Annotated in this window: 24 protein-coding genes; 8 read left to right on the top strand and 16 right to left on the bottom strand. The window is 66.7% G+C overall.

Annotation, left to right across the window (positions count from 1 at the left end; translation table 11 throughout):
* Nucleotides 1-10 precede the first annotated feature (10 nt).
* Both A4F85_RS05010 and A4F85_RS05005 read right to left on the bottom strand, forming a co-directional pair.
* Nucleotides 11-1,123: a GNAT family N-acetyltransferase gene (locus A4F85_RS05010; RefSeq protein ID WP_063325841.1), complete on the bottom strand. Its 1,113-nt coding sequence runs from the start codon at nt 1,121-1,123 to the stop codon at nt 11-13.
* 149 nt (nt 1,124-1,272) lie between these two features.
* Nucleotides 1,273-2,238, bottom strand: coding sequence for an alpha/beta hydrolase (locus A4F85_RS05005; protein ID WP_063325840.1), 966 nt, complete (start codon nt 2,236-2,238; stop codon nt 1,273-1,275).
* 245 nt (nt 2,239-2,483) lie between these two features.
* On the opposite strand from A4F85_RS05005, the gene A4F85_RS05000 reads away from it, so the two are divergent.
* Nucleotides 2,484-4,199 (top strand): cyclic peptide export ABC transporter, encoded by a 1,716-nt coding sequence (locus tag A4F85_RS05000; protein WP_063325839.1) that lies wholly within the window; start codon nt 2,484-2,486, stop codon nt 4,197-4,199.
* Nucleotides 4,200-4,220: 21 nt separating this feature from the next.
* Nucleotides 4,221-5,063, top strand: coding sequence for a hypothetical protein (locus A4F85_RS04995; RefSeq protein WP_063325838.1), 843 nt, complete (start codon nt 4,221-4,223; stop codon nt 5,061-5,063).
* 153 nt (nt 5,064-5,216) lie between these two features.
* Here the strand turns inward: A4F85_RS04995 and A4F85_RS04990 are convergent, their stop codons facing one another.
* The 3 genes from A4F85_RS04990 to A4F85_RS04980 form a co-directional block, all read right to left on the bottom strand.
* Nucleotides 5,217-5,975 (bottom strand): 3-hydroxyacyl-CoA dehydrogenase, encoded by a 759-nt coding sequence (locus A4F85_RS04990; protein WP_013801611.1) that lies wholly within the window; start codon nt 5,973-5,975, stop codon nt 5,217-5,219.
* 131 nt (nt 5,976-6,106) lie between these two features.
* Nucleotides 6,107-7,153 (bottom strand): Fe(3+) ABC transporter substrate-binding protein, encoded by a 1,047-nt coding sequence (locus A4F85_RS04985; RefSeq protein ID WP_012206542.1) that lies wholly within the window; start codon nt 7,151-7,153, stop codon nt 6,107-6,109.
* A 301-nt stretch (nt 7,154-7,454) separates the two neighbouring features.
* Entirely contained in the window at nt 7,455-8,003 is a 549-nt protein-coding gene (locus A4F85_RS04980; RefSeq protein ID WP_013801612.1) for a phasin family protein, read from the bottom strand.
* Nucleotides 8,004-8,326: 323 nt separating this feature from the next.
* Here A4F85_RS04980 and A4F85_RS04975 point away from each other — a divergent pair, with 323 nt between their 5' ends.
* The 6 genes from A4F85_RS04975 to A4F85_RS04950 all read left to right on the top strand — a co-directional run bounded on the left by A4F85_RS04975 (nt 8,327) and on the right by A4F85_RS04950 (nt 15,442).
* Nucleotides 8,327-8,788: an acyl-CoA thioesterase gene (locus tag A4F85_RS04975; protein ID WP_034394994.1), complete on the top strand. Its 462-nt coding sequence runs from the start codon at nt 8,327-8,329 to the stop codon at nt 8,786-8,788.
* 115 nt (nt 8,789-8,903) lie between these two features.
* Entirely contained in the window at nt 8,904-10,124 is a 1,221-nt protein-coding gene (pncB, locus tag A4F85_RS04970) for a nicotinate phosphoribosyltransferase (RefSeq protein WP_013801614.1), read from the top strand.
* 61 nt (nt 10,125-10,185) lie between these two features.
* Nucleotides 10,186-11,613: a sodium:proton antiporter gene (locus A4F85_RS04965; RefSeq protein WP_063325837.1), complete on the top strand. Its 1,428-nt coding sequence runs from the start codon at nt 10,186-10,188 to the stop codon at nt 11,611-11,613.
* Between the two features lie 37 nt (nt 11,614-11,650).
* Nucleotides 11,651-12,658: a 2-hydroxyacid dehydrogenase gene (locus A4F85_RS04960; protein ID WP_012206537.1), complete on the top strand. Its 1,008-nt coding sequence runs from the start codon at nt 11,651-11,653 to the stop codon at nt 12,656-12,658.
* 110 nt (nt 12,659-12,768) lie between these two features.
* Nucleotides 12,769-14,259 (top strand): DNA recombination protein RmuC, encoded by a 1,491-nt coding sequence (locus A4F85_RS04955; RefSeq protein WP_034398730.1) that lies wholly within the window; start codon nt 12,769-12,771, stop codon nt 14,257-14,259.
* A gap of 1 nt (nt 14,260) precedes the next feature.
* A complete protein-coding gene (locus tag A4F85_RS04950) occupies nt 14,261-15,442 on the top strand; it encodes an MFS transporter (protein WP_013801618.1) in 1,182 nt (393 codons plus the stop codon).
* A 69-nt stretch (nt 15,443-15,511) separates the two neighbouring features.
* Here the strand turns inward: A4F85_RS04950 and A4F85_RS04945 are convergent, their stop codons facing one another.
* The 11 genes from A4F85_RS04945 to A4F85_RS04895 form a co-directional block, all read right to left on the bottom strand.
* Nucleotides 15,512-16,381 (bottom strand): LOG family protein, encoded by an 870-nt coding sequence (locus A4F85_RS04945; RefSeq protein WP_013801619.1) that lies wholly within the window; start codon nt 16,379-16,381, stop codon nt 15,512-15,514.
* 243 nt (nt 16,382-16,624) lie between these two features.
* Nucleotides 16,625-17,008 (bottom strand): monovalent cation/H(+) antiporter subunit G, encoded by a 384-nt coding sequence (locus A4F85_RS04940; RefSeq protein ID WP_012206533.1) that lies wholly within the window; start codon nt 17,006-17,008, stop codon nt 16,625-16,627.
* Nucleotides 17,005-17,283 carry a K+/H+ antiporter subunit F gene (locus A4F85_RS04935; protein ID WP_012206532.1) on the bottom strand — a complete coding sequence of 93 codons (279 nt, stop codon included), beginning with the start codon at nt 17,281-17,283 and terminating at the stop codon, nt 17,005-17,007. Before A4F85_RS04935 ends, A4F85_RS04940 begins: the two co-directional genes overlap by 4 nt.
* Nucleotides 17,280-17,771 carry a Na+/H+ antiporter subunit E gene (locus A4F85_RS04930; protein WP_012206531.1) on the bottom strand — a complete coding sequence of 164 codons (492 nt, stop codon included), beginning with the start codon at nt 17,769-17,771 and terminating at the stop codon, nt 17,280-17,282. Before A4F85_RS04930 ends, A4F85_RS04935 begins: the two co-directional genes overlap by 4 nt.
* Entirely contained in the window at nt 17,768-19,564 is a 1,797-nt protein-coding gene (locus tag A4F85_RS04925) for a monovalent cation/H+ antiporter subunit D (RefSeq protein ID WP_012206530.1), read from the bottom strand. Before A4F85_RS04925 ends, A4F85_RS04930 begins: the two co-directional genes overlap by 4 nt.
* Nucleotides 19,561-19,926 (bottom strand): Na+/H+ antiporter subunit C, encoded by a 366-nt coding sequence (locus A4F85_RS04920; RefSeq protein ID WP_012206529.1) that lies wholly within the window; start codon nt 19,924-19,926, stop codon nt 19,561-19,563. Before A4F85_RS04920 ends, A4F85_RS04925 begins: the two co-directional genes overlap by 4 nt.
* The gene (locus tag A4F85_RS04915) at nt 19,926-22,904 is read right to left on the bottom strand and encodes a monovalent cation/H+ antiporter subunit A (protein ID WP_063325836.1); all 2,979 of its coding nucleotides are present in this window, start codon (nt 22,902-22,904) and stop codon (nt 19,926-19,928) included. Before A4F85_RS04915 ends, A4F85_RS04920 begins: the two co-directional genes overlap by 1 nt.
* A 139-nt stretch (nt 22,905-23,043) precedes the next feature.
* Entirely contained in the window at nt 23,044-23,445 is a 402-nt protein-coding gene (locus tag A4F85_RS04910) for a ComEA family DNA-binding protein (RefSeq protein WP_063325835.1), read from the bottom strand.
* Between the two features lie 260 nt (nt 23,446-23,705).
* Nucleotides 23,706-24,881 carry a lipopolysaccharide assembly protein LapB gene (gene lapB, locus A4F85_RS04905; RefSeq protein ID WP_034395011.1) on the bottom strand — a complete coding sequence of 392 codons (1,176 nt, stop codon included), beginning with the start codon at nt 24,879-24,881 and terminating at the stop codon, nt 23,706-23,708.
* On the bottom strand, nt 24,871-25,191 hold the full coding sequence (locus A4F85_RS04900) for a LapA family protein (RefSeq protein WP_063325834.1): 321 nt from the start codon (nt 25,189-25,191) through the stop codon (nt 24,871-24,873). Before A4F85_RS04900 ends, lapB begins: the two co-directional genes overlap by 11 nt.
* 80 nt (nt 25,192-25,271) lie before the next feature.
* Nucleotides 25,272-25,613: an integration host factor subunit beta gene (locus A4F85_RS04895; RefSeq protein ID WP_063325833.1), complete on the bottom strand. Its 342-nt coding sequence runs from the start codon at nt 25,611-25,613 to the stop codon at nt 25,272-25,274.
* Between the last annotated feature and the right edge of the window lie 35 nt (nt 25,614-25,648).

Below are 25,648 nucleotides of genomic sequence, written 5' to 3'. Positions count from 1 at the left end.
GAAGGTCCTTTCATTGGGTCGATGCGTCCAGTGCGTCCGGCGCGGCTGCGTCGGTCTGCGGTATCCACAAGGCGTCTGCGAAAAAGCGTTCCCTGAGCAGGACTCCCAGCACGGCGCGCTTGTGCGGGAAGTCGAATTCCTTGACCAGCGCATAGCCGCAGCGCGGCAGGCTTTTGCGCATCTTGCGGTTGTCGGCGCGCGGCTCCACGACGATGCGCTGCGTGCGGCAGTCGTCCAGAAAGAGGTAGTGCGACAGCGAGGGCAGCCAGGCCGTCAGGTAGGGTCTGCCGCGAAACCGCGCCTCCCCCACCAGCGCATGCCAGCCCCGGTCATGGTCGCCCGCGTCATAGAAGGGGGCGATGCGGTCTTCCTTGGCCCAGTAGGCCTCGAAGTAGCCGAAGGGCTCGGCGTCGAAGCAGCCGATGAGGCCCAGCGCATGCGGGTCGCCGGCCATGCGCTGCAGGTAGGCGCGGTGGTGGGCAAGGTCGCCGCTTTCCTCCCAGAAATGCGCGACGACCGGGTCGTTCATCCAGCGGTGGATGAGGGGCAGGTCGGCCTCGGGCTCCACGGTGCGAAAGCTCAGCGTGCGGCCCAGCCAGGGGATGAAGCGGCGGTAGACCTCGCCGCGCGGCTTGTGCAGGCGCACGGGGTGGCGCCGGCCTTCGCTGATCGTGTAGTGCAGGGCATAGGGCGGGCGCGGGCGGGGCAGCCACAGGGGCTGCTGCCACAGCACGCTTCTTGCCACGCACGGGGCCTGGCCCGGCTGCACTGTGGCAATGCTGTCGCGCAGGCCGGGCGGCAGCCGGGGCAGGGACAGTTCGATGGCTTGCGCATCGGGATGCAGGCCAAAGCCGGCCTGCAGCGCGGCCAGCAGTTCATCCGCTTCGGGCATGCCCGAGCAGGGGCCCAGCCATTGCAGCTGCATCAGGCCTGGCGCGGCCGTGGGCGACAGGTTCCAGAGACTGGGCTTGCCGGGCCTGCCGGCATCCACGGGCCCCGAACGTTCCAGGCGCAGCCGCTGTCCATCGCCGAAGACGCTGATCGTCTCGGCGCCGGCATGCGCAAGGTAGCTGGCGCCGGAGGCGTCTGGTGACGGTGTAGCGGTGGCTTCGACTGGACGCACGTGGACTCTTTCAGATGGAGTGCCCCGCGTGCGGGACACGGGTCGGGGCTCGGGCAAGGGCACAAGGGGCACAAGGGACACGAGGGACACAACGCAGCCTCATGACCGGGATGACGCGCAGGAGCGGCAAATGTTCATGCCAGGGCCGTTCATGCCAGGGCCGGGCTGCGGGCCGCCTGGAAGGCATGGGCCAGTGCCTTGCAGAGCCGGTCGCGCAGCACCTCGGTCTCTTCGGTGAGGGCGCCCAGCCGCGCAAAGTCATGGACCATGCCGGCGTAGATCTGCAGGTCCACGGCCACGCCGGCGGCCTGCAGCCGCTCGGCATAGCGCTTTCCTTCGTCGATCAGCGGGTCGTACTCGGCCAGCACCATCAGCGTGGGGGCCAGCCGGCCCAGGTCGGATGCCTGCAGGGGGGCAAAGCGCCAGTCCTGCCGGTCCGCATCGCTGCGCAGGTATTGGCCGAACATCCAGGCCAGGGTGTCACCTTCCAGCAGATGGCCGGTGGCCAGGCGCGCATGCGAGTCGCTGTCCTGCTGCGCTGCCGTGCAGGGGTAGAGCAGCAACTGCAGCAAGGGCTGGGGCATGCCCGCGTCGCGCGCGGCGATGCACAGGGCCGTGGCCAGCGTGCCCCCGACGCTGTCGCCGCCAATGGCCAGGCGCTGCGCGTCCAGGCCATGGCGGCCGCCGTGCGCCAGCAGCCAGGCCAGGGCGTCCTGTGCGTCGAGGAAGGCGGTGGGAAAGCGGTGCTCTGGCGCCAGCCGGTAGTCGATGGCCAGCACATTGCAGGGCGTGCCCAGCGCCAGGCTGCGGCACAGGCTGTCATGCGACTCGAGCCCGCCCAGCACATAGCCGCCGCCGTGAAAGAACAGCAGGCAGGGCGCGGCTGTGTGTTCAGGGGCTGCGCGGTAGAGCCGGGCACGGATGCGCGCGCCGTCGCGCGTGGGCAGATCCAGGTCCTCGGTGGGCAGATCGTCGCCCGGCAGGTCCAGCGCCAGCGTGGCGTTGTCGTAGGCGGCGCGCGCCTGCGCTGCCGTCATCTGGCTCATGCGCGGGCGGCTGGATGCCTGGGCGTTGGCGAGTTCAAGAAATGCTTGCAGGTCGGGGTGGAGAGCCATGGCGTCCTTCGGGTGTGCGGGAGACAAGGCAAAGCGGGCCGGTGCAGGGCAGGGCGCCCGCGCTGCCCCTTCTTCGTGATGACGCAGGGCGGCGGAATTTGTTCATCGCCTGGGCGGTGAACATTTTTGGCGCACGCACGTCTTGCAGGGAGTAGGAAGCGCTCGCCGTGCGCCGCGCTCCAGGAAACGCCGGGCCGCGCCGGCATTGCAAGGTCATGCGCCCACGGGCGCCAGAGGAATCCCTTATGGAAAACGCCAGCCGACCGCCCTCCGAGGTACTGCGCCTGCTCAGGCCCTTCCTGCCGTGGATGGCGCTGTCCGTGGTCACGGGCATTTGCGCGGGTGGGGCCACGGTGGCGCTGCTGGCGACCATCAACCAGGTGCTCAACCGCCCCGGTGGGCTGGCGGGCGGGCTGCTGCTGACCTTCATCGCCCTGTGCGCCACCGTGCTGGTGTGCCGGGCCACGTCGGACATGTCGGGCAATTTCGTGGGGCAGCGCCTGGTGGCGCAGCTGCGCAAGGAACTGGCCAGCAAGATCCTGGCCGCGCCCATCGATGCGCTGGAGCGCTACCGCACGCACCGCCTCATGCCCGTGCTCACGCAGGACGTGGACATGATCAGCGACGTGGCCTTTGTGCTGGCCTCCAACGTGATTGCCCTGGCCATTGCGCTGGGCTGCCTGGCCTACCTGGCCCTGCTGTCGCCGCCGCTGTTTGCCATGCTGGTGGTGGCGCTGGTGCTGGGCGTGAGCCTGCAGGCGCTGGCGCAGTCACGCGGCGTGGCGGGGTTCTGGAAGGCGCGCGATCACGAGGAAGTGCTGCACAAGGCCTACCGCGCCATCAGCGAAGGCGCCAAGGAGCTGCGCATGCACCGCGCGCGCCGGGGCCGCATCTTCGACGGGCAGATTGGCTCCACCGTGGATGCCATCCGCCGCATCAACGGTCGCGCCATCAACACCTATGTACTGGCCTCGGCCTTCGGTTCGGCGCTGTTCTTTCTGTTGATCGCCCTCATCCTGGGCTGGGCCGCGCTGCGCACCACCGAGCCCGTGGTGCTCAGCGGCTTCGTGCTGGTGCTGCTGTTCCTCAAGGGCCCCATGGACCAGATCGCGGGCGCGCTGCCCAACCTGGGCCGTGCCAAGGTGGCGCTGCAGCGCATTGCCGACCTGTCGGCGCGCTTTGCCAGCCCCGAGCCGCACCTGCACCTGGACAGCCCGCCCGGCGAGGTCCGCCTGGACCGCGGCCTGGAGCTGCGGGGCGTGCGCTATGCCTTCGATGCGCCCGAAGGCGGCAAGGCCTTCGAGATCGGCCCCATCGACCTGAAGCTGGGCAAGGGCGAACTGGTCTTTGTGGTGGGTGACAACGGCTCGGGCAAAACCACGCTGATCAAGCTGCTGCTGGGCCTGTACGCGCCCCAGCAGGGCGAGATCCTGCATGACGGCCAGCCGGTCACGGCCCTGGCGCGCGACGACTACCGCCAGCTGTTTACCACGGTGTTCTCGGACTTCTACCTGTTCGAGGACCTGGTGGCCGGCGGCGAAGAGGGCCAGGCCGCCGCGCTGCCCGAGGCCGCGCTGCCCTACCTGCAGCGGCTGGAGATCGCCCACAAGGTCAGCGTGCGCAACGGCAGCTTCAGCACCATCGACCTGTCCACCGGCCAGCGCAAGCGCCTGGCCCTGGTCCACGCCTATCTGGAGGGCCGGCCCGTGCTGGTCTTCGACGAATGGGCGGCCGACCAGGATCCGAGCTTCCGCCACCTGTTCTACACCGAGCTGCTGCCCGAGCTGCGCGCCAGGGGCCACCTGCTGGTGGTCATCTCCCATGACGATCGCTACTTCCACCTGGCCGACCGCATCGTGCGCATGGAGGCCGGCCGCATGGTCCAGCCGCAAGACGGGGCGCAGCCGGTGGCGGCTGCATCGGCCAGTCCCGCTAGTCAAGGCGCGCTGGCCGACATCTGAATTCCTGCTGAATCCACGAACATGGCAAAGACAAAACTCGTCTACATCTGGTCCCTGAGAAACGCCGCCGCCGACCAGGCCGGCCAGCACATCGCCTACAAGGGCGCAACGCGCTACATGAAGTCGCCGCTCGAATACCTGGGCGAGTTGCTGGACACCAGCCCGCTGGGCGATATCTACAGCCTGGAGGCCGTGATCCACGACGACGACGAGGCCTCGCCGCGCGACCGGGAAAAAATCGGCGACTACGGCTTCAGCTACCAGCCGGGCGGCCGCTGGTTCTATCCGCCGGACCTGCGCATCCAGGGGCGCAGGGTCAATGACCTGCTCATGGCCGTGCCGTCCTCCTACCGGCGCCTGCCGCTGAACGATCCGCAGCGCGCCGCGGGCAAGCAGATGTTTGAGGCGCAACTGCAGGACAGGCTGGTGCAGCTGGGTGCCGAGCGGGTGGTGCTGGACGGCCTGCTCGTCATCCTGGACCGGCTCGTGCGGCCCGGGGCCCTGTTCCACCGCAGGATCGCCAACATCCACCCCGGCATCACGCGGCTGGAGTCACCCTATGAACGCCGGGGCGCCTGCGCCACGCTGGACGCGCTGCATGGCGCGCAGGGCTACAAGATCGTGGACTGGAAGACCATGGAACAGCGCCAGGTCCCGCCCCTGTTCAAGACCGGCGCATCCTTTCACTACGTGGACAACGGCATCGACTCCGGCGAAGTCATCGCCGACGTGCTGGGCACCGACATCGATCCCGAAGACACCATCCTCGAACTGCGCTGGAACAACTTCCAGCACAGCCTGTTCCCTGCATTGTGCAAGGGGCTGGAGATGATGGCCAAAGAGCCTGCACGCACCATGGCCTGACAACGCGCGTATCTCCAAAAACGGCGCGGCCCAACGCGAGGGACACCGAGCAAGGGCCTATGCCGGCCGCGCCGCCCCGCCGCTAGGGTGTCGTCCCCCTCCCTCGCGAAGCGAGAAAGAGAGGGGGAAGCGGCGCAGCCGCTCAGGGGGTGCTTACTTCGGCGCCAGACGAATGGCCCCATCCAGCCGGATCACCTCGCCATTGAGCATGTCGTTGTCCAGAATGTGGCGCACCAGCTTGGCGTAGTCCTGGGGCGTGCCCAGGCGGCTGGGGAAGGGCACGCCGGCGGCCAGCGCGTCCTGCACTTCCTGCGGCATGCCGAACAGCATGGGCGTGCCGAAGATGCCGGGGGCAATCGTCATGTTGCGGATGCCGTTGCGCGCCAGGTCGCGCGCAATGGGCAGCGTCATGCCGACCACGCCGCCCTTGGACGCCGCATAGGCCGCCTGGCCGATCTGGCCGTCGTAGGCGGCCACGCTGGCCGTGGAGATCAGCACGCCGCGCTCGCCCGTGCTCTCGGGCTCGTTGGCCGACATGGCGGTGGCGGCCAGGCGGATCATGTTGAAGCTGCCGATCAGGTTGACCGTGATGGTCTTGGAAAACAGCGCCAGGTTGTGCGCGCCGTTCTTGCCCACGGTCTTCTCGGCGGGCGCAATGCCTGCGCAGTTGACCAGGCCTGCCAGCTTGCCCAGGCTCACGGCCTTGTCCACCACGGCCTGGCCATCGGCCTCCTGGCTCACGTCGCATTTGACGAAGACGCCACCGATCTCGCGCGCCACGGCCTCGCCCTTGTCCGCCTGCATGTCGGCAATCACCACCTTGCCGCCCTCGGCCGCCAGCATGCGCGCCGTGCCTTCGCCCAGCCCGGAGGCGCCGCCCGTGACGATGAATACCCGGTCCTTGATCTGCATGGAATGTCTCCTTGGTTATCTGACGTTGACGTAAACGTAACTCTCAAATTATGCATGCAGCCCCGGCTGCAGCCATGTCGCGCCCAAGAAAAAGCCCGGCAGTGCCGGGCTGGTGATGGGCGCGATGGGGGTTACTGGAACCCGGCACGGTCCAGCATTTGCTGGACCTTGGTCATGTTCTTGCCCACGGCCGTGATCGGGATGGTCTCGCTCTTGAAGGGCTTGCCGCCGGTCATCTCCTTGAGGGCAGGGTTGTCCAGTTCCACGCCCTTGGCTGCGGGCCACTCGTTGTTGCCGTTGGCAAAGTAGTTCTGGGCGGCGGGGCTGGCCAGGTACTCCAGGAACTTGACGGCGTTGTCCTTGTTCTTGGCATGGCGTGCCACGGCGCCGCCTGCGATGTTCAGGTGCGTGCCCCAGCTGGACTGGTTGGGGAAGACCACGCCGATCTTGCCGACCACGGCCTGGTCCTCAGGCTTGCCCGAACGCATCATGCGCGCCAGGTAGTAGCTGTTGGTCACGCCGATGGTGCATTCGCCCGAGGCCACGGCCTTGATCTGGTCGGTGTCGCCACCCTTGGGCGGGCGGGCCAGGTTGGCCTTCATGCCCTGGATCCAGCCTTCGGCCTTCTGGTCGCCCATGTGCTCGACCACGGTGCCGAACAGGCTCAGGTTGTAGGGATGCGAGCCCGAGCGGATGCAAAGCTGGCCCTTGAACTTGGGATCGGCCAGCGATTCGTAGTTCTGCACGTCGGCGGGCTGGACCTTGGCCTTGTTGTAGACGATGACGCGGGCGCGTGTGGACAGGCCGAACCAGCTGATGCCATCGGCCGTGGGCTGGGCGCGCAGGTTGGATGGGATGGCGTCTTCCAGCAGCTTGGAGTGGATGGGCTGGAACAGGCCATCGACCTCGCCGCGGTACAGGCGTGCGGCATCGACCAGCAGGATCACGTCGGCCGGCGAGGCCTGACCCTCGGCCTTCAGGCGCGCAATGATGCCGGCGTCGTCGCCGTCCACGCGGTTGATCTTGATGCCGGTGGCCTTGGTGAAGCCGTTGTACAGCTCCTCGTCCGTGGAGTAGTGGCGCGCGGAGTAGAGGTTGACGACCTGGGAGTCGGCAATGGCTGTGCCGGCAGCCACCAGGGCGCAAGCGGCAAACAGGGCTTTCAGGGATTTCGACATGAAGACAGGCCTCTCTTTGTTGGCAAAGCGCGATGATAGGTCAAACGCGAATTGTTCTTAATAAAGGGTGGGGCCCGTCTAAGGGCTTGTGCGCGGTGGTCCTTGGTGGGCCGCGAGCCATGGCGCGCGAAAAAGCGCACGAAAAAAAACCCAGTCCAAAGACTGGGTTTGAAAGGATCCAGAAACGGGGGTTTCAAGAGGATCCAAGGAGACAACTGGTCAGGTCTTTCGACCCGGGATGCGTGCAATTATGCGGGTAATCACTGATTCTTGCACGCAGCCCTGTTGTAAGACAGCGTGATCAACGCTTGCGGGTCTGGGCCGACTGGACGGCTTCGTTGGCGGTGTTGGTCACGGCCGTGAAGTTGGCTTCCGCCAGGTCCGATGCCTGCTTGACGGCCTTTTGCACCGACTCGAAGGCATTGTTGGCAGCCGACACGGCGCTCTTCATCACGGCAACGGCGGTTTCGGAACCGGCGGGTGCGTTCTTGGCCGTGGTGTCCACCAGGGCGCTGAAGTTCTTTTGCAGGTCGGAAGCCTGGCTTTCGAAGGTCTTGGCCAGTTCGGCGCCGGTGCCGCTGGCGATGTCGTACAGGTGACGGCTGTAGGCAGCGGTCTTTTCAGCCAGGGGCTGGAACAGGTTGGCCTGCAGCGACAGCAGTTCCTGTGCGTCCTTGACGCTCAGGACAGCCTGGGTGTGCTGGGCAGCTTCGGTCAATGCGGCGCGCGAGGCGGTCACATTCAGTTCCACCAGCTTTTCAACGCCTTCGAAGGCCTTGCTCGTCAGGCCGAACAGGGTTTCCAGGTTGGCCTTTTGTGCGCTCAGGATTTGGTCAGGGGTCAAGCTCATGTCAGTCTCCAGAAAAACGGACCACAGGGGTCTCGGGTTACGGGGAATTGCCTGCGCTGACCTGACTGAGTGTCATGTTGCAGTGCAGCATGGGTCTTATTGTAGGGATTGCAAAAAAGGAATCAAGTACCTGATGCTGCGGTGCAGCAAAAAAATTCGGAAAGCTGTGGGTTTTTTGTAAGTCTTTGATTTTGAATTGGTTTTATGTCGGTTTGACGACATTTTTCAGTTGGCATGCTTACTCGCCTGGCGAGTGATTGGCGGCAGTGCGCGTCGTGATGGCGACAGTGTCCGGGGACAGGGCGCATTCGGCCGGCGGCACAATGGCCGCCATGAATGAATCGCCCCCGAGCCGCCCCGCGCCGCAGCCCCGTTCGGCCTATGCGGCATTCCGACGCATCAGCACGCGCTGGTCGGACAACGATGTCTACGGGCACGTCAACAACGTCGTCTATTACAGCTGGTTCGATACGGCGGTGAATGCCCATCTGATAGAGCAGGGCGCGCTGGACATTCATGCGGGCGAGACCATAGGACTGGTCATAGAGACCCAATGCAATTACTTCGCCCCGCTGGCCTTTCCGCAGGAGGTGGAGGCCGGCATCCGCGTGGCCCGCATCGGCGGCTCCAGCGTGCGCTACGAGGTGGGGCTGTTTGCGCAGGGTGAGCCGCTGTCGGCCGCAGCCGGGCATTTCGTCCATGTCTATGTGGACCGGCAGACGCGCCGGCCTGCCCAGATTCCGCAGGCGCTGCGCCGGGTGCTGGAGCCGTTGCTGCGCGGTTGATGGCGTTCGGGGCGCATGCAAGGCGCCCGCTCGCAGCGCGGCGGCGTGTGGATGGCCTACACTCGAAAGCTGTCTGCCATCTGACCGCTTGGGCGCCTACCGCCCGACTCTGTCCATGATCATCACCAGCCTGCTCGATACCGACCTGTACAAATTCACGATGATGCAGGTGGTGCTGCACCAGTTTCCCGGGGCACAGGTCGAGTACCGTTTCAAGTGCCGCAATCCCGGAGTGCAGCTTGCGCCCTATGTGAACGAGATCCGGGCCGAGATCCGCTCGCTGTGCAGCCTGCGGTTCCAGGATGCAGAGCTGGCCTACCTGAGTTCGCTGCGCTTCATCAAGAGCGATTTCGTCGATTTCCTGAGCCTGTTCCACCTCAACGAGAAGTGCGTCACGGTGCAGGCGCTGCCCAGCGGCGAGATCGACATCACCATCCGCGGGCCCTGGCTGCACACCATCTTGTTCGAGATTCCCGTGCTGGCCATCGTCAACGAGGTGTACTTCCGCAACACCCAGCCGGTGCCCGATTTTCCCGAGGGCCGGCGCCGGCTGGATGCCAAGATCGCGCTGCTGCAGCAGCCGGGCCTGGAGCAGCTCAAGATTGCCGACTACGGCACGCGCCGCCGCTTTTCGCGGGCCTGGCATGAAGAGGTGCTGCGCGTGCTGTGCGCACGCCTGGGCCGGCCCGGCGCATCCGCGGAGTCCGAGGGGCAGTTCGCGGGCACCAGCAACGTGCTGTATGCCATGAAGCTGGGCGTGCGGCCCCTGGGCACGCTGGCCCATGAATACCTGCAGGCCTGCCAGTCGCTGGGCCCGCGCCTGCGCGACAGCCAGATCTTCGGCTTCGAGTCCTGGGCGCGCGAGTACCGGGGCGACCTGGGCATTGCGCTGTCGGACGTCTACGGCATGTCGGCCTTCCTGCGCGATTTCGACCTGTACTTCTGCAAGCTCTTCGATGGCGCGCGCCATGACAGCGGGGACCCGTTCGAGTGGGGCGAGCGGCTGCTGGCCCACTACCGCGCCAACCGCATCGACCCGCTGACCAAGACGCTGATCTTCAGCGACGGCCTGACGGTGCCGCGCACCATCGAGCTGTTCCAGCGCTTCCACGGGCGCTGCCAGCTGGCCTTTGGCATCGGCACCAACCTGACCAATGACCTGGGCGACGCGCCCGACCATGTGCCGCTGCAGATCGTCATCAAGATGACGCGCTGCAACGGCCAGCCCGTGGCCAAGCTCTCGGACACGCCGGGCAAGAGCATGTGCGACGACGAGAAATACCTGGCCTATCTGCGCCAGGTGTTCGAGATCGCGGCGCCCGCAGCACAGACTTGATCGCTGCGCGGCCCGCTGCCAGGAGGGGACAGTGAATACAGAACAAAGAGGAGACGGGACCATGAAGGCCTTGCGTGGATTGTTGGTGCTGCTTGTCGCCTGCGTGCCCTCCTGGGCCCTGGCGGCCGAGATCGATGGCGGCCAGCTGTCGGTGCTCTGGGGCGTGCCCTTTGCGGGCATGCTGCTGTCGATTGCCCTGGTGCCGCTGGCGGCGCCCCATTTCTGGCACCGGCATTTCGGCAAGTTGACGGCGGCCTGGGCGCTGGCCTTCCTGCTGCCCTTTGCAGCGGTGTTCGGTACGGGTGCGGCCCTGGCCAACCTGGTGCATGCGCTGCTGGCCGAGTACCTGCCCTTCGTGATCCTGCTGACGGCGCTGTACACGGTGTCGGGCGGCATCTTTGTGCGCGGCAATCTCAAGGGCTCGCCGGGGCTGAACACGGCCATCCTGGCGATCGGCGCCGTGCTGGCCAGCTTCATGGGAACCACGGGCGCATCGATGCTGCTGATCCGGCCGCTGCTGCGCGCCAACGACAACCGCAGGCACCAGGTGCATGTGGTGGTGTTCTTCATTTTCATCGTCTCCAATGCCGGGGGCTCGCTGACGCCGCTGGGCGATCCGCCGCTGTTCCTGGGCTTTCTCAAGGGCGTGGACTTCTTCTGGACGGTGCGCCACATCTTCACCGAGACCCTGTTCCTGGTCGGCGTGCTGCTGGCGCTGTTCTACGCGATCGACACCTGGCTGCTGCGCAAGGCCGGCGAGGCGGACCTGCCCGATCCCACGCCCAGCATCGACGCCTCGGGCCGCGCCAGCCGCCTGGGCTTCGATGGCAGCGTGAACTTCGCGCTGCTGCTGGCCGTGGTGGCCCTGGTGCTGATGAGCGGCCTGTGGCGCACCGATGCGGGGCTGGTGCTGGCCGGCACGCATGTGGGCCTGCCGGGGCTGGTGCGCGATGCGGGCCTGATCGTGGTGGCGCTGCTGTCCCTGCGGCTCACGCCGCGCAGCGTGCACCAGGCCAACGAATTCGGCTGGGGGCCGATGCAGGAAGTGGCCAAGCTGTTCGCGGGCATCTTCCTGACCATCATCCCCGTGATCGCCATGCTCAAGGCGGGCACGGGCGGGCCGTTCGGCGCCATCGTGGGCGCCGTCACGCGCGCCGACGGCACGCCCGATCCGCTGATGTACTTCTGGGCCACGGGCCTGCTGTCCTCCTTCCTCGACAACGCGCCGACCTACCTGGTGTTCTTCAACACCGCAGGGGGCGACGCCGCGCAGCTGATGACCACGATGGCCTCCACGCTGGCGGCCATCTCCGCGGGCGCGGTGTTCATGGGTGCCAACACCTATATCGGCAACGCGCCCAATCTGATGGTCAAGGCCATTGCCGAGGAGCGCGGCGTGAAGATGCCCAGCTTCTTCGGCTACATGGCCTGGTCGCTGGGCATTCTGGTGCCGCTGTTCGTATTGATGAGCTTCATCTGGTTCCGCTGAATAACCGCCTCCCGCCAAGACAAGGAAAGAGACAGACATGGCAAGCAAACCCCGCATCCTGATCGCCCGCGCCATCCCGCCCGAGGTGGTGCGCAAGCTGGAGCAGCACTTCGAGGTCGAGTCCAATCAGGACGACGTGGTCTGGAGCCCGCAGGAGCTGGCCGCGCATCTGCAGGACAAGGACGGCGTGCTGACCACAGGCTCGCAGACCATCGATGCGGCACTGCTGGCGGCCTGCCCGCGCCTGAAGGTCGTGGCCAACATGGCCGTGGGCTACAACAACTTCGACGTGCCCGCGATGACGGCAGCGGGCGTGCAGGGCACGAACGCGCCCGACGTGCTGACCGAGACCACGGCCGACTTCGGCTTCGCCCTGCTCATGGCCACGGCCCGCCGCGTGACCGAGAGCGAGCACTACCTGCGCGCAGGAAAGTGGAACTCCTGGCGCTACGACCTGTTTGCCGGCTCGGAAGTGCACGGCAGCACGCTGGGCATCATCGGCATGGGCCGCATCGGCCAGGGCATTGCCAAACGCGGGGCGCATGGCTTCGGCATGAAGGTGGTCTATCACAACCGCTCGCGCCTGTCGCCCGAGCTGGAAGCCGAATGCAAGGCCGGCTACGTGGGCAAGGACGAACTGCTGGCCATGGCCGACCATGTGGTGCTGGTGCTGCCCTACACCAAGGAAAACCACCACACCATAGGCGCGGCCGAGATCGCCAGGATGAAGCCCACGGCCACGCTGATCAACATCGCGCGCGGCGGCATCGTCGATGACGCGGCGCTGGCCAGGGCGCTGCGCGACAGGACCATTGCCGCCGCCGGCCTGGACGTGTTCGAGGGCGAGCCCTCGGTCCATCCCGACCTGCTGACCGTGCCCAATGTCGTGCTGACCCCGCACATCGCCAGCGCCACCATGGGCACGCGCAGCGCCATGGCCGAGCTGGCAGCCGACAACCTGATCGACTTTCTGAGCGGCAAGGGCCCGCGCACGCCCGTCAACCAGCCCGAGGCGGCGGCCGCAGGCGCGCGCGCCAAGGCCTGAGTGCCGTATTCCGACAATCGCGGGAAGGCAGGCCCTGGCCGCTTCCCGCTGCATGGAGCTGAAGCAAGATCTTGACCCAGATATCCGGAGTGTGGTGGGCGGCATGGGCCGTGCTGCTGTTGGGGCAGGCGGCCGTGATCTGGCTGCTGTGCAGGCGCTCGGCGCAGCGCGATGACGGGGTGGCGCCGCAGCAGTTGCTGCAGGCGCTGCAGATGCTGGATGTGCGGCTGCAGCAGCTCGAGCGCGGCGCCCAGGCCACGCAGATGGCAGTGGCCAAGAGCGACGGCGGGCTGGACCGTGTGTCGCAGCAGCTGCAGGCCCATCTGGCCCAGGCCCAGCTCGATGCCCAGGCGGCGCGGCGCGAGCAAGGCGAGGCGCTGGCGGCCTTTCGCATGGAACTGGGCCGGCTCACCGTGCGGCTGGCCGCCGACAGCGCCCAGGCCCGCGAGGCCCAGGGCGAAAGCACGCAGCGCTTCAACGCCCATGTGCAGGAGCGCTTCGAGGCGCTGGCGCAGACCACGCGCAGCACGCTGGACTCCCTCAAGAACGACATCCAGCAGCAGCTGGGCGGGCTGGCGCAATCCAGCCAGGTCCATGCCGAACAGCTGCGCGGCACGCTCAACGAGCGCCTGGCCACCATCCAGTCGGACAACGCGGCGCGGCTGGAGGAGATGCGGCGCACGGTGGACGAGAAGCTGCATGCCACGCTGGAGCAGCGCCTGGGCGAGTCGTTCAAGCTGGTCAGCGACCGGCTGGAGCAGGTGCACAAGGGCCTGGGGGAGATGCAGACGCTGGCCGGCAGCGTGGGCGACCTCAAGCGTGTGATGACCAATGTGAAGACGCGCGGCACCTGGGGCGAGCTGCAGCTGGGCGCCATCATCGAGAACGTGCTCACGCCCGAGCAGTACGCGCGCAACGTCAAGACCGTGCCCGGCAGCGACGACATGGTGGAGTTCGCCATCCGCCTGCCCGGACGCAGCGACGAGACGCCGGTCTGGCTGCCCATCGATGCCAAATACCCGGTCGAGCAGTATCAGCGCCTGCTGGATGCCCAGGATGCGGCGGACAAGGCCGCAATTGCCTCAGCCGGCAATGCCTTCGAGGCATCGATCAAGTTCGAGGCCCGCAAGATCCATGGCAAGTATGTGAGCCCGCCCCACACCACGGACTTTGCCGTGCTCTACCTGCCCACGGAAGGCCTGTTTGCCGAGGTCATGCGCCGCCCCGGCCTGGTCGAGGCCGTACAAAACGGCTGCCGCGTGATGGTCACCGGCCCGGCCAACCTGGCGGCCATGCTCAGCAGCCTGCAGATGGGCTTCAAGACGCTGGCCATCGAAAAGCGCTCCTCCGAGGTCTGGGCCGTGCTGGGCCAGGTCAAGACCGAGTTCGCCAAGTTCGGCGAAGTGGTGGATGCCACGCGCAAATCCATTGATGCCGCCGCCAAGCGCTTCGAGCAGGTGGGTGTTCGCACGCGCGCCATCCAGCGGCAATTGCGCGATGTGCAGGAGCTGCCCGCGCCGGCCTCGAGCGCAGGGCTGCCCGGTCTGCCGGACGACAAGGACACGGCGGCAGGCATGGAGCCAGGGTCGGAGCAGGACTGAGATGAATCTGGCGCTGTTCAAAGTCATCATGGCCCAGGTCAGCGTGCACGCCACCATGGCCGGCATGCGGCTGGCCGCGCCTTTGCTGGCGCTGCAGCAGGGCTACAGCGCGGCGGCCGTGGGGATCTTGCTGGCGCTGTTTGCGCTGACCCAGGTGTTCCTGGCGCTGCCGGCCGGACGCTTTGCGGACAAGCATGGTTTTCGTAAGCCGTTTTTCCTGTCCATGCTGGCGGCCAGCGGCGGCTGCGCGCTGGCGCTGGCGTTTCCGGTCTATCCCGTGCTGTGCCTGGTGGCGCTGCTGACGGGCGGTGCCAGCGGTGCGGTGGTGATTGCCGTGCAGCGCCATGCGGGGCGGGTCACCCACGATGCGTTGGCGCTCAAGAAGGTGTTCAGCTGGCTGGCCATAGGGCCGGCCATCTCCAATTTCATCGGGCCTTTCAGCACCGGGCTGCTGATCGATCACGCGAATTTTGGCGGCGAGGGCAGCACCATGGGCTACCGCGTCGCCTTCGGCCTGCTGGCCCTGGTGCCCGTGCTGGCCTGGAGCTGGGTGCGCCACACGCAGGAGCTGCCGCCCGTGCGCGCGCCCATCGGCGGCCCCAAGCAGCATGCCTGGGACCTGCTGCGCGACCGCAACTTCCGCAACCTGCTGCTGGTCAACTGGCTGCAGTCGGCGTGCTGGGATGTGCACACTTTCGTGCTGCCGCTGCTGGGCCATGAGAAGGGGTTGAGCGCCTCGGTCATCGGCACGCTGCTGGGCATTTTTGCCGTGGCGGCCGCCGCCATCCGCCTGGCCATGCCGCTGGTGGCCGAGCGCCTGCGCGAAGGCGCCGTGATCTCCGGCGCCATGGCCATCACCGCCTTCGTCTTTGCGCTGTACCCCTTCATGGACTCGGCACTGACCATGGGCGTGTGCTCGGTGCTGCTGGGCTTTTCGCTGGGCTCGGTGCAGCCCATGGTCATGAGCATGCTGCACCAGATCACGCCCGAGCACCGCCATGGCGAGGCGCTGGGCCTGCGGCTCATGGCCATCAATGCCTCCAGCGTGGCCATGCCCGTGCTGTTCGGCTCGGCGGGGGCGCTGATAGGGGTGTCTGCGCTGTTCTGGGTGGTGGGCGCGGCCGTGGCCTCGGGCATCCGCACGGCCTGGTTCATGGGGCTGCCGCCGCGCAAGCCGGAATGAAAAAGGCGACCTGCGCCTTGGTGCGCAGATCGCCTTGCGATGCGGTGGCGGCCTGCCGGCCGCTGCGGCTTACCAGCCGCCAGCGTGGAACTGCTTGATCAGCGCCCAGGCCTCCACCGGATCATCGGTATAGCGGAACAGCTGCAGGTCCTTGGGCGAGATCGTGCCTTCCTCGATCATCAGGTCGATGTTGAGCAGGCGCTTCCAGAACTCGGTGCCGAACAGGATCACGGGCACGGAATGCGTCTTGCCGGTCTGCATCAGGGTCAGCACCTCGAACAGCTCGTCCAGCGTGCCGAAGCCGCCGGGGAAGGCCACCAGGGCCTTGGCGCGCATCATGAAATGCATCTTGCGCAAGGCGAAGTAGTGGAACTTGAAGCTCAGGTCCGGCGAGATGAAGCGGTTGCCGTTTTGCTCGTGCGGCAGCTCGATGTTCAGGCCGATGCTGGGTGCGCCCACATCATGGGCGCCACGGTTGGCCGCCTCCATGATGCCGGGGCCGCCGCCGGTGCAGATATAGAGGCGCTCCTCGGGCGGCTGGTTCAGGCTGTCGGCGGCCACGATGCGCGTGAAGGCGCGGGCCTGCTCGTAGCGGTGGGCGTTGCGCACGGCGCGCTCGGCCACTGCAATGCGCTGTGCATCGCCGCTGGCCTGCGCGTCGGCCAGTTGCTGCTCGGCCTGCTCCAGGTCCACGAAGCGCGCGCTGCCATAGACCACGACGGTGTTTTCTATGCCGCGTTCGATCTGCGCAAGGTCGGGCTTGAGCAGCTCCAGCTGCATGCGGATGCCGCGGGTCTCGCGGCGGAACATGAATTCCGGGTCCGCGAAGGCGAGGCGATTGGAATTCTGCTGCAATGCCATGCCGTTGTGCGCCTGGTTGTGAAGGGCCGACCAGCCGTTGGCCAGATCGGTATCGGTCAGGGGGGAAGAGATTTGCATGAACCCTCGTACACAGAAAAACCCAGGGCGGCCACGCCTGTGGCCGTTCCATCAAATGCGTTGCCAGCGCAGATGATGACTGCACTATACGCTCACAAACTCATAGCCGCGGGGCTCGCGTATCCGTTGCTTTGCGCATTGACGGGGCCGGCGGCAGATTCGTATGCTGAGCAGTTGGGCAGGGCTTGGGCCTGGGGCCCGCCACCGGCAATGGGCGGGCATTTTCAGGCGCTGCAAGCGATTTCAGACGTCCGGGTGCTCGGCCGGTTCGTTGCGCACGACGGTGCTCAGCGGCGGCGGCACGTCCTGGCCCGCACGGCGCGCGCGGAACAGGGCTGCGCGCATCAGGAAGATGGTGGTGATGGGCACGGTCACGGAAATGAAGACCGCAATCAGCAGCGCATGCACGGCCAGGCTCTGGCCGCTGACGGAAAAGTAGATCCAGGTGGCATGCATGATCAGCCAGCAGCCCATGGTGGCGATGATGGAGGGCGCATGCACGCGCTCGAAATAGCTGCCCAGCCGCCACAGTCCCATGGAGCCCAGGAAGGCGATGATGGCGCCGCCCAGCGCCAGCGCGGCAACCAGGATCTGGCACCACAGCGGCAGTGTGGTCTCCGGCGTCATTCGATCACCTCGCCGCGCAGCAGGAACTTGGCCATGGCGGTGGAGCCCACGCAGCCGAACAGCGCGACCAGCAAGGCCGCCTCGAAGTAGCTTGTGCTGTCGTAGATGATGCCCATGAGCAGCATGGCCAGCATGCCGTTGAGGTACATGCAGTCCAGCGCCAGCACGCGGTCCTGGGCGTGCGGGCCCTTGAGCAGGCGCAGCACGGCGCAGCCCATGGCCGCGACCAGCAGGCCCAGCGCGAACATCAAAGTCCAGTGGAACCAGGGCATCATTCGAAAATCTCCATCAGGGGGCGCTCGTAGCAACGCTTGACGTGCTGGACGATCTCCTCGGGATCATCGACCTCCAGCACATGCAGCATGAGCTGCGAGCGGTCGCGCGAGATCTCGGCCCAGGCCGTGCCGGGCGTGATGCACACGATCATGGCGAGCACGGCCAGGCCGTTGGGGTCGCGCAGTTCCAGCGGGATGCGCACGAAGTTGGCCGGGTGCTTGCGCATGCCCGGAAACAGCATGAAGCGCACGACGTTGAAGTTGGACACCGAGGTGTCCCAGACCACGCGCAGCGCCAGGCGCAGGATGGTCAGCGGATGGCGCACCCGCACGGGCAAGGGGCGCAGGCCGCGCAGCAGCAGCGGCAGCAGCAGGCCCAGCAATGCGCCGAGCAGGATCTGTCCACTGCTGAACGAACGGTTGAGCAGCAGCCACAGCAGGAACAGCGCCACCGACAGCAGCGGCGCGGGCAGCAGGGTTTTCATCATCGGGAATCCTCCTTGCCCGCCGTCGTGCCTGCATCGCCTATGCCTGCGGGTATGGGCGCGCCACTGGCCTGGGCCGCGGCGCGTGCCGCGCCTTCAGGGCCGGCTTCCAGGCGGGCCTTCTTTTCTGCCGGGCTGGGCTCGGGCTGCGTGCCCATGACGGAGCGCACATAGACATCGGGTGCCAGCAGCGCATCGGCTGCGCGCTGGGTGTAGCCCATCAGCTCGCCGCCGCGCATCGTCAGTGCCACGCAGCAGGCCAGCAGCAAGGCGATGGGCAGGCCTTCGACCACGCGCAGCGAGGGGGAGTTCTGCTCCTCGGTCGCCCAGAAGTGGCGTATGCCGGCGCGCACCAGCGACAGCAGGGCCAGCAGCCCCGTGATGATCATCAGCGCCACCAGCACCCAGCCGGCCCAGCCGGCCTGGAAGCCGCTGGAGTTGCCCAGGCCCAGCGGGTTGAGCAGGGCAGACAGCATGGCGAACTTGCCCACGAAGCCCGACAGCGGGGGCAGGCCGGTAACCACCAGGGTGGCCAGCATGAAGCTCAGGCCGATGAAGGCGGCTGCGGCGGGAATGGCCCGGCCGATCAGCACCTCTTCGGATTCGTCAAGGTTGAATCCCTCGGTGGGAAGCAGTTCGGCGTTGAGGAAGGGCGCCTCATCGTCTTCATAGGGCTCGCCCGCGTCGTCATCCACGCGCCAGCGGTCCACCACGTCGGCAATCAGGAAGAGCGCGCTCACGGCCAGGGTGGAGCTGGGCAGGTAGTACAGCAGCCCAGCCGTCAGTGCGTTCTGGCCAAAGCCCGTGGCAGCCAGCAGGGTGCCCGACGACAGGATGGCCGCAAAGCCCGCGATATGCGTCAGGCGCTGCGAGCCCAGCATGCCCAGGCCGCCGAAGGCCATGGTCAGCATGCCGCCGACGATCAGCCAGGTGCTGCCGAACAGGGCGGAGGAGCCGGCCTCGGAGCTGAACAGCAGCGTCCACAGCCGCAGCACCACGTAGACGCCCACCTTGGTCATGAGCGCGAACACGGCACCGACGGGCGCGGTGGCCGCGCTGTAGGCCGGCACCAGCCAGAAGTTCAGCGGCCACATGGCCGCCTTGGTCAGGAAGGCGATGCCCAGGATGGCCGCTGCCGAATGCAGCAGCCCGCGGTCGGCACTGCTGATCTGGGGAATGGCGCGCGCCAGATCGGCCATGTTCAGCGTGCCGGTCAGGCCGTAGAGCATGGACACGCCGATGAGGAACAGCGACGAGGCGGCCAGGTTGATGGCGATGTAGTGCAGGCCCGCCTGGATGCGCGCCCGGCCCGAGCCATGCAGCAACAGGCCGTAGGAGGCCGCGAGCATGATCTCGAAGAACACGAACAGGTTGAACAGGTCCGCCGTGAGGAAGGCGCCGCTCAGGCCCATCAGCTGGAACTGGAACAGCGAGTGAAAGTGCATCCCCGCACGGTGCCAGCGGGCGCTGGAGAAGATCAGCGAGGCCAGGGCCACCGTGTAGGTCAGCACCAGCATCATGCCGGTCAGGCGGTCCAGCGCCAGCGAGATGCCGAAGGGCATGGGCCAGTTGCCCGGCATGTAGACGCCCAGGTTGACGGGTGCGCCGGCCTGGTCGGTCCACAGCATCAGCAGCACGGCCACGCCCAGGCCCAGCACGGTGGACACCAGGCCAAGGGCGAACTTCACGCGCTGGCGCTCCTCGCGCAGCAGCAGCATCAGCGCTGCCGAGAGCATGGGCAGCACGATGGGCGCCAGCATCAGGTGCGGCATGAGACGGGCGGTCAGCTCGTTCATGGCATCTCCTGCTCGGTGCGGGAATGGGCTCCGTCCACATGGTCGGTGGCCGTGGTGCCGCGCGAGGCCAGCAGCACCACGAGGAACAGCGCCGTCATGGCAAAGCCGATCACGATGGCCGTGAGCACCAGCGCCTGGGGCATGGGATCGGCATAGTGCGCGAGATCCTGCGGCACGCCGGCCCGCAGCACGGGCTCCTTGTCAATGGCCAGGCCCTGGCGGCCCATGCTGAAGATGAACAGGTTGACCGCATACGACAGCAGGGCCAGCCCCATGATGACCTGGTAGGTACGTGGGCGCAGCAGCAGCCACACGCCCGAGCCGGTCAGTACGCCGATGGCAATGGCAAGCACGACTTCCATCAGAAACCTCCTCGCGCCAGGGCTGCGGCGGTGGCCTGTTGCACGGCGGCTTCGGCCTCCTCGGCCTGTTGTTGCTGCTCCTCCAGCAGGCGGGCGTGGTAGCGGTGGCTGCGCACCGATTGGTGGGCGATGGCCGTCAGAATGAGCATGGTCGCGCCCACCACCAGTGAGAACACACCGATGTCGAAGAACAGGGCGCTGGCGAGATGCACGTCGCCGACGACTGGCAGGGTCATATGGAAGGTGTGGCTGGTGAGGAAGGGATAGCCGGCCACGATGGAGCCCATGCCGGTACCCAGTGCGAACAGCAGGCCGACACCGATCCATCGGCGCGGGAAGATCGGCAAGTGGGCCTCGACCCACTGCGTGCCGGAGATGATGTACTGCATCAGCAAGGCGACCGAGAACACCAGGCCGGCGACGAAGCCGCCTCCGGGTTCGTTGTGGCCGCGCATGAAGATATAGACCGAGACCAGGGCCGCGAAAGGCAGCAGCAGGCGGACCAGCACGGCGGGCACCATCAGGTAGCCCACGGCTGTATCGCCGGCATTGCGCGGATTGAACAGATCGGTCTGCAGGTCGCCTGGCACGTAGCGCTGCTGTTCGGGCAGGTCCAGCGTCTCGCGCGCCGGGCGGAAGCGCCGCAGCAGGGCATAGACCACCAGGGCCACGATGCCCAGCACCACGATTTCGCCGAAGGTGTCGAAGCCACGGAAGTCCACCAGCATGACGTTGACCACATTGGTGCCGCCGCCGTCGCTGAGCGCATGTTCGAGGAAGAAGGTGGAGGCGCCGTCATAGAAGGGGCGGCTCATCATGGCGAAGGCCAGCCAGGCCATGCCGCCCCCGGCCACCAGCGACAGCAGCAGGTCGCGCATGCGGCGCGAGCGGGCTCGTAGCTCGGCGGACAGCACGGGAATGTGCAGGCTCTTGTCGCGCTTGGGCATCCAGCGCAGGCCCAGCAGCATCAGCACCGTGGTGGCGACCTCGACCACCAGCTGGGTCAGCGCCAGATCGGGCGCCGAGAACCACAGGAAGGTCAGGCAGGTGCACAGGCCGGCGCCGCCCAGCATGATCAGCGCGGTCAGCCGGTGGTACTTGGCCTTCCAGGCCGTGCCCAGGGCGCAGAGAATGCCCACCGACCACAGCAGCACGAAGGCGGGCGACAGCGGCAGCATGCCCCGATCGCCCAGCTTGATGCCCTGCAGCCACAGCGGCAGAACGCCCGCCAGCACGGCGGTGCAGACCAGCCACAGCATCTGCCACTGCAGGCGCATGGTGGACAGGCGCCGGCGCGACCAGCGGCCCAGCAGGGACAGGCGGGCCAGCAGGTTCTCGAAGATGCGCTGGCCGCTGAGCGTGCCCACCAGCGGTGCGTTATCGATGTGGCCGGCCTGGCGCTGCCAGCGCAGCAGCATGTACAGCAGGATGCCGCCAATCAGGGCAACCAGGCTCATGATCAAGGGCATGTTCCAGCCGTGCCAGATGGCCAGGCTGTACTCGGGCAGATCGCCGCCGACCACGGGCGTGGCGGCCGCTGCAAGGAAGCTGCCCACCGCCCATGCCGGCAGCATGCCCACCACCAGGCAGGCCAGCACCAGCAGCTCGACGGGCACGCGCATCCAGTGCGGCGGCTCGTGCGGCTCGTGCGGCAGGTCGGTGGCCTTGGGGCCGAAGAAGACGTCGATGGTGAAGCGCAGCGAATAGGCCACGCTGAACATGCCCGCCACCGTGGCGGCCACCGGCAGGGCCGTGCGCACCCAGGGGGCAGCGTCCAGGTAGACGGTCTCGGCGAAGAACATTTCCTTGGACAGGAAGCCGTTGAGCAGCGGCACGCCCGCCATGGCCGCACTGGCCACGCAGGCCAGCGTCGCCGTGATGGGCATCATGTGCCGCAGGCCCGAGAGGCGGCGGATGTCGCGCGTGCCGCTTTCATGGTCAACGATGCCTGCGGCCATGAACAGCGAGGCCTTGAAGGTCGCGTGGTTCATGATGTGGAACACCGCAGCCACGGCGGCCAGCTTGCTGTTGAGGCCCAGCAGCAGCGTGATCAGGCCCAGGTGGGAAATCGTCGAATAGGCCAGCAATCCCTTGAGATCGTGCTGAAACATGGCCAGATAGCCACCGATGAGCAGCGTTGCCGCGCCGGCTCCGCCCACCAGCCAGAACCAGGCATCGGTGTCACCCAGCACGGGCCACATGCGCGCCAGCAGGAAGACGCCGGCCTTGACCATGGTGGCGGAGTGCAGGTAGGCCGACACCGGCGTGGGCGCGGCCATGGCGTGCGGCAGCCAGAAGTGGAAGGGGAACTGCGCGCTCTTGGTCAGCGCGCCCAGCAGGATCAGCACCAGGGCGACCAGATACAACTGGTGGTCGCGCACCTGCTGGCCGGCGATGAGCACGTTGTCCAGGTCATAGCTGCCCACGATGTGGCCCAGCACCAGCATGCCGGCCAGCATGGCCAGGCCGCCCGTTCCCGTCACCGTCAGCGCCATGCGCGCGCCCCGGCGCGCATCCTTGCGGTGGTGCCAGTATCCGATCAGAAGAAAGGAGAAGAGGCTGGTCAGCTCCCAGAAGAAGGCAATCTGGATGATGTTGCCCGACAGCACCACGCCCGCCATCGCGCCCATGAAGGCCAGAAAAAACGAGAAAAAACGCGGCACGGGATCGGCCGGCGACATGTAGTAGCGCGCATAAAGCACCACCAGCGAGCCTATGCCCAGCACCAGCATGCAGAACATCCAGGCAAAGCCGTCCATGCGGATCACCAGATTCAGTCCCAGTGCCGGTAGCCACTCGATCTCCTGGCGCAGCACCTCTCCATCGGCGATCTGGGGGAACAGCAATGCCGTCTGGATGGCGCAGCCCAGAGCAATGACGCCGGCCAGCGTTGACTCCGTATTGCGCGCATTGGCGGGCAGCATTGCGGCAATCAGGCTGCCGATGAAGGGTAGGAGGATGAGGGTGATCAGGGGCATGGGCGGTTCATTTTACGGGCAAGGTTTTTTGCTTCGCTATGAAAACCTGAGCATGTTTCAGGCTATGGCCGCGCATACCCCGAGGGTAGTACGCATGAAAAACCCGCCGAAGCGGGTTGGATAGAGACAGTTGGCGTACTCAGGAGGCCGCGCCGGCCTTGGCTGGCGTGGCCGGTTTGGAGGCCTGGTCCTTGGTCGGCTTTGCGCCTTTGGCTGCCGTGTCCTTGGTGTCCTTGGCCGCCGTGTCCTTTGCATCGGGCTTGGCTCCCTGGCCCTTGTAGCTGGTGCCATTGACCGTCAGGCCTTCACCCGAGAACTTGGCGGCGGTCGGTTCGCCCACGCCTTTGACGCGTGCAATGAAATCGGGCCAGTCCTTGAAGGCGGAGGATTTGCGCTCCTCGAGAATGCGTGCCGACATGGCCGGGCCAATGCCCTTGATGGATGTCAGTTCGGCTTCATTCGCCTTGTTGACCTCCACGGCAGCCAGGGCCATCACGGACCACAGCAGTGCAATGAAGCCAGCCATCAGTTTTCTGAACATACAAACCTCCTGATCCCAAAATGTTGAGGGCCGCAACATTGCGACCCAGAGGCATCTTATGCAGGGCCTTGGCGTGCGGCTAGGCGGTGAAGGGGGCCAGCAGGCCCGTGCAGGCATGGCCGAAAGTGTGCAAAGTCAATGGCCATGCGCCTGCCAAGGCGGTTTCTAGGAATACTCTGAAAATACACCGTCCATGCCGTGTTTGCCAATGGGGGTGACGCGATGCAGGGGGTGGAGCTGCCTCTCGCGCCTGCCCCGCATTACAGCTCCTCGACGCGCCGGGCCGGATAGCTGTCCCAGCTCTGGCAGCCGGGGCAATGCCAGAAATGCTGGCGTGCCTCGAAGCCGCAGGCCGCGCAGCGGTAGCGGGTCAGCGGCTTGGCCGCGTGGTCCAGCGCGCGTTGCACGGCCGGGTGGTACTGCTCCTCGGCCAGCTTCTCGCCTGCCAGCCACTGCGCGGCAGCCACCAGGGAGGGCTCCCTGTCCAGATGCTGGACCAGGCGTGCGCGTCCCGGTGCCTTGGTTTCACCATCGTTGCTCTGTTCTTCAATCTGAGCGTCCAGCGCGACCAGCGCCTGCAGCAGATCCAGCGAGGGTGCCTGCTCGTACTGCTGGCTGAGCAGTTGGTGGATGTGCTGGCGCTGGCCCGTGGCGGCGGCAATGTCCACCAGCAGCTGAGCCGCCAGCGGCAGCGAAGCCGGGGACTGCTCGGCCAGGCTTTCCAACGTGTGCAGGGCCTGGGCCGATTGCCCCATGCGGTGCTGCAGCTGCGCGTGCTCCAGGCGCGGGCGTGCGGCCTGTGGGGCGGTGGTGATGGCCTGCTGCAGCCGCTGCAGTGCCTCGGCCTGCTGGCCCTGGGTCAACAGGGCCTGGGCGTCTTCGCAGAGGTAGTGGGCCAGGCGGCCGCTGAAGTCGCCCTGGTTGGCTTCCTGCATGCGGCGCGCAATGGCGGCGGCCTGTGTCCAGTCGCGCGAGCGTTCGTAGATGGCCAGCAGGGCCAGGCGGGCTTCGGCCTCGAAGGCCGTGCCTTCCAGGCGGCGCAGCGCGTCCTCGGCGCGATCGAGCAGGCCTGCCTTCAGAAAGTCCTGGGCCAGCGCGTGCTGGGCGCGGTCGCGGTCCACGCGGCTGAGGTCGCCGCGCGACAGCAGGTGTTCGTGCACGCGCACGGCACGGTTGTATTCGCCACGGCGGCGAAAGAGGTTGCCCAGCGCGAAGTGCAGCTCCGAAGTGTCGGGGTCGTTCTGCACGGCTTCGATGAAGGCGTCGATGGCCTTGTCCTGCTGCTCGTTGAGCAGGAAGTTCAGGCCCTTGAAATAGGCCTTGGGCGCCTGGCGGTTTTCGGCGCGAATCTGCCTCAGGTCCCAGCGCGAGGCCAGCCAGCCCAGCACGAAGGCGACGGGCAGGCCCAGCAATATCCAGCTCAGATCAAATTCCATGCACGTCGCCCGGCAGGATGGGGGATGGGGCGGGCTTGGGCGCTGTGGCCGCTGCCGGTGCCTCGGCCACGGCAGGCACCGTGGCCTGGGTCGAGCGCGCGGCGTTGCGGTGCTTGAGCCAGCGCGGCACCATGCCCAGAACGCCCACGATCAGGCCCAGTGCAAAGGCGGCCAGCACCACCAGTACCAGCGGCGCAGTCCAGGAGGTGCCGAAGAAGAAGTGCACCGTCGCGTCCTGCTGGTTGTTCAGGGCGAAAGCGAACAGCGTAAAAAAAATGGCCGCCTTGAGCAGCCACAGGAAGTACTTCATGTGTTCCCTTGTGTGACGGGAACGATTCTAGAGCCTGGCGGAGAGGGCGGCTGCGGCGCGCGCAGCCGGTCAGCCCGCTTTCAGGCGGCAGGGCCGGTGCCTGTGCCGGAGCCTGTGTTGTCTGTATCGATGACCGCACCGGGGCGCAGGTCCACGGCTTCGCGCAGGGCCTTGCCGGGCTTGAAGTGCGGCACGCGCTTGGACGGAATGTGGACGGCCTCGCCACTGCGGGGATTGCGGCCCATGCGGGGCGGGCGATGGTTGACCGAGAAACTGCCAAAGCCGCGGATTTCGATGCGATGGCCTCGCACCAGGGCATCGCTGACGGCGTCAAGAATCGTCTTGACGGCCTGCTCGGCATCGCGCTGGCTCAGTTGGCCAAAGCGGGCGGCGAGTTCTTCGACGAGATCGGATCGGGTCATCAAGGATAGGAATCAGGGGTTGAAATGGCGACGGG

The organism is Delftia sp. GW456-R20, from assembly GCF_001622915.1.
In the GTDB taxonomy this organism is placed as follows: Bacteria; Pseudomonadota; Gammaproteobacteria; order Burkholderiales; family Burkholderiaceae_C; genus Comamonas; species Comamonas acidovorans.
The sequence above is the reverse complement of the archived record's forward strand: the minus strand, read 5'-3'. Positions and strand labels throughout refer to the sequence as shown.